Genomic DNA, 7,167 nt, shown 5'->3' on the forward strand with positions numbered 1-7,167 from the left:
CCCGAAAGTGTAGTCATCATGCTCCGCATGATGTCTTCGCACGCTTCCAGCGTGCGATTCCGGCGTGCCACGGGCTCGGCCAGTGCTCCGAAGAACGAAGCAACGCTACGCTCGAGTCATTTCGCTAAGGGAAGCAAGATGAAGACAATAGCGCATCTGAAACTTATCGCGTTAGCGGTTACACTTCTAATCAACGCACCAGGAAATGCGGTCGGTGACGATCCAAACGAAACCAAGCTGATTGGGTACATTGACACCAGCGGCACGGTCGTCATTGAGCCGGCGTTTATTGCCGCGAACGACTTTTCAGAAGGGCTGGCCGGAGTCGTTCCTAAAGATAGTGACCTGTACGGAATTATCGATGAAGACGGAAAGATGGTCGTTCCGCCGCGTTTTCCTTATATCGGCTTATTCTCGCACGGGCTAGCGCCGGCTGAGGATAAGTCAGGACGTGTTGGATTTGTCGACAAAAATGGGGACTTCGTCATCCCTCCTCAGTATTACGACGCCGATGAGTTCAGCGAAGGATTGGCCGCGATAACGGTAAGGGAAATGCGAGATAAACGCCCTCTGCGAAAGCGAGGTTTCGTTGACACTTCAGGAAAACTTGCAATACCGCCGCAATTTGATCAGGTAGGCGAGTTTTCAGAAGGAAAGGCACTCGTTGAGCGCGACAAACGCTGGAATTACATTGACAAAAATGGACGGTTACTAATGGAGGAATGGGTCGATTATGCTTATGAATTCACCGAAAACCGAGGTCCCATAAAGAAAAATGGACTATGGGAATTCATCAGCAGCGACGGCGAAATGGTAATTGCTCCTAGCTTTGACTATGTCACATCGTTTCACAATGGGCATGCGATAGTCGGATTGAAAGAGGGCAGAGAGGGCCGGATCATAGACACGACCGGTCGCTTTTCTACGGACAGAATATTTTCAGCATTGGGCGAATTTCACGAAGGAGTAGCATTGTTCCGTGACGGAGGCGCGCTTCAGGGTATCGACACGCGAGGCAAGACGGTCATAGGGCCGGAAAAGCTGGCCGACGTCGACAATCTACCGGATTTTCACGAGGGCCTTGCGGCGGTCCTCATTAAAGGACGGTACGGATATATGAACAAGGCGGGAGAGGTGGTCATTAAGCCTCAGCCTTCTTTCGTACAGGCGGAAAACTTTTCATGCGGCAGAGCGAGGGTCACTGCCGGTCGTAATGTCCTATGGATTGAACGTGTATTACCCATACGAAAAAATGCTGAGTAACGCTCGAAACCCGCCCCATGCGGATTTTGGCCTACTGCCTGATGCCGCTACAAGTCGTTCCCGGTCGAAACCGACGAGCACACCGATCAAGTCGCCCGCTACGTCAAGCGGAACGCCCTACGGGCCAACTTGGTGCCTCGCGCCGAAGACCGGCGATGGGGGAGCCTCCAATCGACGCGAGCACGGTACGCCCGAACAAAAGCGACTGCTCTCCGAAGGGCCGCTCTCCCTTCCCAAGGACCGGCCCCAACTCGTCAATCGGCCCCAAAACGAGGGTGAGCTGCAAGGCCCTCCGCCGCAGCGTCCTACGCGGACAACCCTACGGCGGCCCGCGGTGGGTAAAATCCACCGCCAAGCGACTCGGCCTGGAATTCTCTCTTCGCCCCCGCGGACGACCCAAGGGGAGTTAGACCCCGCTCATTCCAGAATAATGAGACCTGTCCCGTTTAATTGCCCTGTCCCGTTTAATTGCCCCGCATTCTCAGCTCAGGCATCAGGGTGCGGTTTCGGACATTACGAACGGTCGGCCGCCCGTCACCTATTAGAGGCTCATAGCATGTCGGAGTTCACGCTTTGCGATGGCTTGTGGGAGCGCGAGCAATATGTTCCGTTGCTTGAACGAACGATCAAGATTTATATCATGCAGGAGGGTGACAAATCGCCAACAGGTCGACAATTGGAGATTGTCGATTCCATCAACTCCTTCCCCGTAGATTTCTTGTCGGCGGCTGCGAGTCATGCCTGGGATTACTACCAGCGGTTAGATGCAATCCTGAAGTACGCAAAAAACGGCGGAGTTGTTTTCAAACGAGATGAGGTCTCTCAGCATTTCTTTTTTAAGAGCGCATTGATTCCCCAGATCAAGAATTGCGAAGCGAATTTCATATTTCTAGCGGCTCACTGCGACTGGGAAGAAGAACATGGGATGGGTTTCCTCGTGGAAAATGGACAAATCATTTTCTGCGGCGACGAAACGAGCTTGCCATTTAGCGCGGCTTGGGAGGAAATAATTTCGTCGCCGAAGGCAGTGCGCGACACGCTACTAAGTGAGAATCTGTCCCAGAACACCGGTTAATTGCCAATGTGCTTAAGCCTGTCCCTGTCAAAAACTCCATCCGAGCGTTCTTTGGCAATTTGGAGAGGGTTGGGATTTGCGGCTGAGGGTCGTGCGAGCCCGCACCGTGGTTGTCCCTCGCAAAAACTCCGTCCGCGTGTTCATAGGCAATTTGGGTAGGCGTCGGTTCGGTGATTGAAGATCGCGCGGGTTGAGCCGGCGAGCGGCGAGGCGTCGTTAAACTTTGCGCCGAGCACGCAGTTTTCAGCGCAAGGCGGAGCGTCGGCGCGGCGTCCGGCTCATTTCGCGAGAATCGCGAACTAAGCCGCGCGGGTATACCGATGGGAGGAGAGTAGAGTCGGGAAGTGGCGCGGTGGTTTAGGTTGAGCCTATCTGTTTCCGGCCCTTTCGTTTGCCGGTGCCTCACTAACTTAACCGTGCTCCGTTTCCACTTCCCGCTCATCGAACCGGACGGGCGGATTTCCCGCATCCGGCTCTCGGACAAGGTTGATCACGCGTTCGCCCACGCGGAGCTGCGTCGAATGTCACGAAGTCGGAACAAGCCCAACTCCTGGTACAAGTAGGGATCGGGAAAGCGTAGATATTTCCGGTCTTGTACCTTGTGTTTCCGACACAGCCACTGGCGGAGCCGACGAACGACGTGCTGATCGATGGCTCGATAAGCGCGGCTCGCCGACCCGAGGCGGAAGTAGTTGGCCCAGCCCTTCATCTTGCGATTGAGCCGGCCGACTAGATCCTCCTCCTCAAGGAAGGTCCTGTTCGAAGCGGTCATTTCGCTGGTCTCGCGGCAGAGCCGCTGGACCTTCTTCTGCGACGGTCGTGCGCCCAGGTAGGCGATGCCCGTACGCGGCGAATAGAACCGCCCGAATGTATAGCCCAGGAAGTCGAACGTTTCTTCCGGCAGGCGGCAGACGTGCGTCTTGGTCTCGTTTACCGTCAGCTTCAGCTTTCCCATCATGGTCCGCATGGCGGCCATCGCCTCGTCGGCGGTGCCGCGGCAACAGATCACGAAGTCGTCCGCGTAGTTGACGATCCGAGCTTCCAGACGATGCTCGTGTCCCAGCGCTTTCCAGCCCAAGATGAACCGACGCATGTAGAGATTGCTTAACAGGGGCGAGATCGGTGCGCCTTGCGGCGTTCCCCGCCCCGTGTCCTTGTTGCGGGTCGTTCGCTGCGTTCGTCCGCGTTCGTCGATCTCTTCCACCGGCGCTTCGAGCCACATCTTGATCAGATGCAGCACGTGCTTGTCGCTGACGCGACGAGCCACCGATGTCATCAACTCGGCGTGCGGAATGCTGTCGAAGTACCCGCTCAGGTCTGCGTCCACAACCTCCGTATGCCCGGTTCGCAGCAGACGTTGGACTTCCTCAACGGCGTCCAACGCTCCGGTTTCGGGTCGGTAAGCGTGTTGTTCCGGCTGCAAGTCGGCCTCGAAGATCGGTTCGAGCACCAGCAATGCGGCCGTTTGAACGACACGGTCCTTGACCGTCGGAATCCCCAACGGTCTCGGCTTGCCGTCCGGCTTGGGAATGTGCACCCGCCGGACCGCCTGAGGTCGATAGGTCTTACTCCTGAGTTCCTCCGCCAGTTCGTCCAACCACCGCTCGACCCCATACGCCTCGATGTCCGCGAACGTCTGTCGGTCGACTCCCGGCGCGCCGTCGTTGAGAAGGCAACGCCGATGGGCGGTCCACAGAACGTCCTTGCGGTAAATCTTGTCGTACAGCGTATAGAACCGGTAATCAGGCGACTGCTTCGCTTTGGCGTGCAACGCCTCCCGCAGCTTCTGAACCGTAGTCGGAGTTGGTAGGCTCATCGCCAGTCTCTCCAGGTCCCGCGCCGCTTCTTGCGTCGGCCTTGAACTGAGGTCCCGTCGCTCCACCGGAGTTACCCGGCTTCATCGCTACCACGGACCTCTCCGTCACCCCGCACGACCGAGCCCTGTCCCTCGCGGGCTGCTCGTTGACGGTCACGCGCCGTCATCGTCGGGGCTTCCCGTGTTGCGTCGAGTTTCCTTGTGCATGCATGCCGCCGCCATTACCCCGGTGGGATCGTCGAGGTGCTTCGCTCTCCGGTATTCCTCTCGACGACGGCGGCCTTCCCCGTACCTTTGCGCGGGTCGGCTCCCACATTTCCCGTTTCGGGGCCTGCTCGGCGTTCACTCACGTTGCGGCCTGCCTGCTCGCGGAGCCGCCCGAGGCGGCCCTTTCCACCGAAGGCTTCGGCGAGTTCGTTACCTCCCTCACCGCTCCGATTGCTACCGGCTGGAGCGAACCTTGCCGGACGGGAATTGCACCCGCTGAAAACTCACGCCTTTTCACGGCGCACAAAGGGGACGGGAGTCGAATCTATTGACGGGGCCTGCGGATGAGGCTAGTGCTTTGTCAGGTCCAAAAGTTCGGGTGGCTCTCATTCAACGAGCCGAGGAATTACGGCCCTCTGGAATGTCGTGAACCCGAAATCCTAGGTTTGACGCAGCACTAGGCTCTCGGCATGCCACGTCGTGCACGATCGCTGGTCGGGGGCTACCCGTATCATGTCCTGAATCGGGCCAACGGTCGTTTGCGCCTCTTCAAGAAGGAGGAGGATTTCGCGGCCTTCGATGCGGTCGTGCGGCAAACGCTGGAGCGCGTGCCGCTTCGGCTTCTCGGCTTTTGCGTGATGTCGAATCATTGGCATTTTGTCGTCTGGCCTCGCCGCGACGAAGGGCCGCTCGTGAGTGAGTTCTTTCGCCTTCTGACGGTCACTCATTCCCGGCGTTGGCATGCGCATCGTCGGACGTCGGGAATGGGACACGTGTATCGCGGGCGGTTCAAGGCATTTCCCGTCGAAGCCGACGAACACCTGCTGACGGTGCTCCGCTACGTCGAAAGGAACGCGTTGCGGGCCGGCATGGTCGCACGCGCCGAGGACTGGCGATGGGGGAGCTTGTGGTTACGCGTCCATGGCAGCCCCGACGAGCAAGCGATTCTGACCGATCCGCCGGTCAAACTCGGGCGGGATTGGCCGGAACAGGTGAATCGGCCGCAAACCGACGGGGAAGTGGCCGCTCTGCGACGCTCGGTCAACCGCGGTCAGCCCTACGGCGGCGACGTTTGGCGAGCCCGGACCATTCGTCGACTGGGGCTCGAACATACCGTCCGCTCGCAGGGCCGGCCCCGAAAAACTTCTCTCGAAGAATCCCCGGATTCTTGATTCGACTCCCGTCCCCTTTAGTTCCGCACCTTTAGTTCCGCCTCCGGAGTTACGGGAGCGCCAAACACCAGTCAGAACGTTAACATAGGTTTGTGGGACTTGGACTTCGGCTTCGTCAAACTCAATGATGAAGAACTGGAGCAACTGGTTTTCATGTTGACGCATCCGGTGGGCGCCTGGAACGGCATGCGATTGTTCTACCAGACCGGCCCGATTACACTCTCCCATGATGCCAATGGACACGAGCAGGGAATGATAGCTACAAGCGGTGAGGCTCCCGCCCAGGTTTACCAATTCGTCGACGGAGAAGGAGACTCGCCGACGACGGACGTCCCCTAGGCGGAAGGTGCTCGCACCGATCGGGGAGGCGGGAGCGTCGGCCTAACGGAGGTGACGATGAAGACTGCTGCGTATGCCAAGAGTACGTTGACGCTCGTTCTCTGCACCTCGATGGCGGCTTCGTACATCATTTTCGGAATCGGCTTGGGTTACCCGTTTTTTTACGGTCCGAAAACCCGTTCCCGTCCGGCGGGGGACCCCGTTTGGCTTTCCTGGCTGGTGGTTCTGTTCATCATCGACGGTGCGGTGACGTATTTTCCTCCTGAGTACAGTCGCCGGGCACTGGGTGTCTACTTTGAACGGAAGCTGTGGCACCTGGTCTTCTTCCAATTCTTCGTCACCGCACCTTGCTATGCCCTGTTGCGATGGAAGTTTTCCAAGCTTTGGATCATTCCGCTGTTGTCTCCTTCGATGCTCTACTATTGGCATTACGGATACTCTCTCCAAGAACCGTTTCGAGGGTATGTCGATAAGGGTCCGGCGTACTATTGGCTCGGAGTCGCCATGTCGATGATGTGCGGGATTTTGATCGCTTTCGAAGTTGTGTTTCGGCTCAGCTCACGGGCAGGCAAGAGAGAAGTCGACGCAAAGGAAGGGCCGACCGCGGCAGCGAAGTGACACCTTTCGCAACGACATTCACTGCAGCACGCCGTTCGGGGCGGGGCAATTAAACGGGGCAATTAAACGGGACAGGTCTCATTCTTAACGAGGCGGAGCCGTTCCGCTAGTCTTTGGGCATGCCTCGAACGTCGCGAGTAGCTCCCGGTGGAAAAGTTCGGCCTACCGCCCTCGGCCTCTCTCCTCGCTGATCGCTCGGCGGCTTCGGTAGCTCGTCCTGAATCGGGGCGTGGGCCGGATGAAGCTGTTTCGCGGCGACTCTGTATGCGGCGACTCTGAATGCGGCGACTCTGAATACGTCGATGGCGACTTCGAGGCCTTCGAGCGGACCGTCGAGAAAACGCTCGAAACCCGCCCCATGCGGATTTTGGCCTACTGCCTGATGCCGAACCGGCGGCACCTGCTGCTCTGGCCCGAGCACGAGGGCGAGCCGGCGGCGTTCATGCAGAAGCTCTCGATCACCCACGCCCGCAACTGGCAAGAGCATCGCCGCCGCGTGGGCTATGGCCATCTCTACCAGGGCCGCTACAAGTCGTTCCCGGTCGAAACCGACGAACACTATTATCAAGTCGCCCGTTACGTCGAGCGGAACGCCCTACGGGCCAATCTGGCGGCTCGCGCCGAAGACTGGCGATGGGGGAGCCTCCAATCGACGCGTGCACGGCACGGCCGAGCAA

7 protein-coding genes are annotated in these 7,167 nt (G+C 58.4%); 6 read left to right on the forward strand and 1 reads right to left on the reverse strand.

Annotation, left to right across the window (positions count from 1 at the left end; all coding sequences use genetic code 11):
- On the forward strand, positions 1-1,263 hold a 1,263-nt coding region (locus SGJ19_22320), incomplete at its 5' end, for a WG repeat-containing protein (GenBank protein ID MDZ4782990.1).
- 556 nt (positions 1,264-1,819) lie between these two features.
- Complete coding sequence (locus tag SGJ19_22325; protein ID MDZ4782991.1) at positions 1,820-2,338, forward strand: hypothetical protein; 519 nt, start codon at positions 1,820-1,822, stop codon at positions 2,336-2,338.
- Positions 2,339-2,828: 490 nt separating this feature from the next.
- On the opposite strand, the gene ltrA is transcribed toward SGJ19_22325, so the two are convergent.
- On the reverse strand, positions 2,829-4,154 hold the full coding sequence (ltrA, locus tag SGJ19_22330) for a group II intron reverse transcriptase/maturase (GenBank protein MDZ4782992.1): 1,326 nt from the start codon (positions 4,152-4,154) through the stop codon (positions 2,829-2,831).
- A 677-nt stretch (positions 4,155-4,831) separates the two neighbouring features.
- On the opposite strand from ltrA, the gene SGJ19_22335 reads away from it, so the two are divergent.
- From SGJ19_22335 to SGJ19_22350, 4 genes are all read left to right on the forward strand, one after another.
- Positions 4,832-5,533, forward strand: a complete 702-nt coding sequence (locus tag SGJ19_22335) for a transposase (protein MDZ4782993.1) — start codon at positions 4,832-4,834, stop codon at positions 5,531-5,533.
- A 90-nt stretch (positions 5,534-5,623) separates the two neighbouring features.
- Positions 5,624-5,872: a hypothetical protein gene (locus SGJ19_22340; GenBank protein ID MDZ4782994.1), complete on the forward strand. Its 249-nt coding sequence runs from the start codon at positions 5,624-5,626 to the stop codon at positions 5,870-5,872.
- A gap of 57 nt (positions 5,873-5,929) precedes the next feature.
- A complete protein-coding gene (locus SGJ19_22345; protein ID MDZ4782995.1) occupies positions 5,930-6,490 on the forward strand; it encodes a hypothetical protein in 561 nt (186 codons plus the stop codon).
- A gap of 238 nt (positions 6,491-6,728) precedes the next feature.
- A partial coding sequence (locus SGJ19_22350; protein MDZ4782996.1) for a transposase occupies positions 6,729-7,167 on the forward strand: 439 nt, incomplete at its 3' end.

The sequence above is a fragment of the Planctomycetia bacterium genome, from assembly GCA_034440135.1.
In the GTDB taxonomy this organism is placed as follows: domain Bacteria; phylum Planctomycetota; class Planctomycetia; order Pirellulales; family JALHLM01; genus JALHLM01.

Excerpts from the sequence above, each read along its gene's own strand:
- SGJ19_22325 (MDZ4782991.1), top strand. The coding sequence starts at position 1,820 with ATGTCGGAGTTCACGCTTTGCGATGGCTTGTGGGAGCGCGAGCAATAT.
- ltrA (MDZ4782992.1), bottom strand. The coding sequence starts at position 4,154 with ATGAGCCTACCAACTCCGACTACGGTTCAGAAGCTGCGGGAGGCGTTG.
- SGJ19_22335 (MDZ4782993.1), top strand. The coding sequence starts at position 4,832 with ATGCCACGTCGTGCACGATCGCTGGTCGGGGGCTACCCGTATCATGTC.
- SGJ19_22345 (MDZ4782995.1), top strand. The coding sequence starts at position 5,930 with ATGAAGACTGCTGCGTATGCCAAGAGTACGTTGACGCTCGTTCTCTGC.